This is a genomic window from Rheinheimera baltica DSM 14885 (assembly GCF_000425345.1).
Taxonomy (GTDB): domain Bacteria; phylum Pseudomonadota; class Gammaproteobacteria; order Enterobacterales; family Alteromonadaceae; genus Alishewanella; species Alishewanella baltica.
Genome location: NZ_AUDG01000128.1, coordinates 1 through 1,369, shown reverse-complemented (window position 1 = coordinate 1,369; position 1,369 = coordinate 1). Strand labels below are relative to the sequence as shown.

Below are 1,369 nucleotides of genomic sequence, written 5' to 3'. Positions count from 1 at the left end.
GATATATCTACTATATAAGCAGAAAACTCAAACACCGGGCTTGTCCAACAACAGGATTAAGTCGCGGCTGCGCGCGACCTATCCTTGTTTATTAGAGGTTGCACTTTCAATAAAGGCATTTTTCATGGCCTCAGACACGATTTTTTGCAAAAGGTTTTTGGACCTATGCTGCATACTGGCTCCCACATCCTTTTGTTTAGCTTTAAATTTTTCGATATAGGGAGACGATTTTTTATTAGTATGAATAGAATTCAATTCTTCTGCACTGAAGTATTCCAAATATGAAGCAGCCAGATTTTTATTCCATTCATCTTGATAATTTCCTGTGGCAATTTTTATATGCTTTTTAACCAAATTTGCAGCTGCAGGCATGCCTAAGTCGGTATTTAACATGCGATAGGTTTGAGTATTCATAGCAACTCGTATTGCCATTCGCTCTAGGTTGTTTCCCATTCCAGTATTTTTAACGAACACTACAGCGTCATTTTCAGGATTGGACCACGAGGGTGGCGACAGCAAAAGTACTGCTACAGTAAAAATTATATTAGCGATGCTTAGTCTCATATTACCTCTAACGACAAGCTCAGCGGTTCGGTTTTGCGGAGCGTAGCGGAGCAAAACCGAATCCGCTGGAGCGCCGGGTTAGGCTTTTTAAAACATGGTGTTTGAATTTTTGGACTTTTCCGGTACCGGTTGAATCACATCCCAATGTTCAACAATTTTTCCATTCTCCACACGGAAAATATCTACGGACGCTTCACCACGATCTTTTGAATCACCCGGATCGTTAAAGCCGTGGCTATGCACGACAACCATGTCACCCTCTGCTATAACCCGCTTTATGACTGCCTGATACTTCGATTTCTCAACATATGCAGCAAATCCTTTTATGAACGTATCCCGTCCGTCTTTTCCATCAGGATTGTGCTGGATATATTTGTCAGGGGAAATATACTTCATGGCAGCTTCTGCGGGATGACGTTGGACAAACGCCAAATCGAAAAACTCGGTCACAATCTGCTTAGGTGTTTTCTCTGCACCTTCAGCGGTATTCAACGGCAAGGTTTTCACATTGTCGGCATTTGCCAAACTTAACCAACCGCCAAATAATGCAAGAAGCACAACGGTCATTACCAATTTTCCAAATACAGGTTTCATTTTCGTTTCCTTTCCATTTATGTGTGGACAGATTAGCTATTTGTTAAACCATGTCTTCATCCGTTTAACAGAAAAGCCTAACTACCGCCACACAGGCGAGCAACTTGTTGCGAGTCGAAACTTCCCCCTAAAAAGTAGACGCTTTTAGATTTAAATTTCATGCTGCCTTACTTTCATATTCAATTGGCGTATTAAACCCCAATGACGAATG

At 41.5% G+C, this 1,369-nt stretch carries 2 protein-coding genes; both read right to left on the bottom strand.

The window, feature by feature from the left end; all coding sequences use genetic code 11:
• Positions 1–78: 78 nt before the first annotated feature.
• Entirely contained in the window at positions 79–564 is a 486-nt protein-coding gene (locus H595_RS23110) for a hypothetical protein (protein ID WP_156886041.1), read from the bottom strand.
• An 87-nt stretch (positions 565–651) separates the two neighbouring features.
• Positions 652–1,158, bottom strand: a complete 507-nt coding sequence (locus H595_RS0119665; RefSeq protein WP_027672665.1) for a nuclear transport factor 2 family protein — start codon at positions 1,156–1,158, stop codon at positions 652–654.
• Positions 1,159–1,369 lie beyond the last annotated feature (211 nt).

Bases quoted from the DNA above. Each gene is read 5' to 3' on its own strand.
- H595_RS23110 (WP_156886041.1), bottom strand. From the start codon at position 564: ATGAGACTAAGCATCGCTAATATAATTTTTACTGTAGCAGTACTTTTG.
- H595_RS0119665 (WP_027672665.1), bottom strand. From the start codon at position 1,158: ATGAAACCTGTATTTGGAAAATTGGTAATGACCGTTGTGCTTCTTGCA.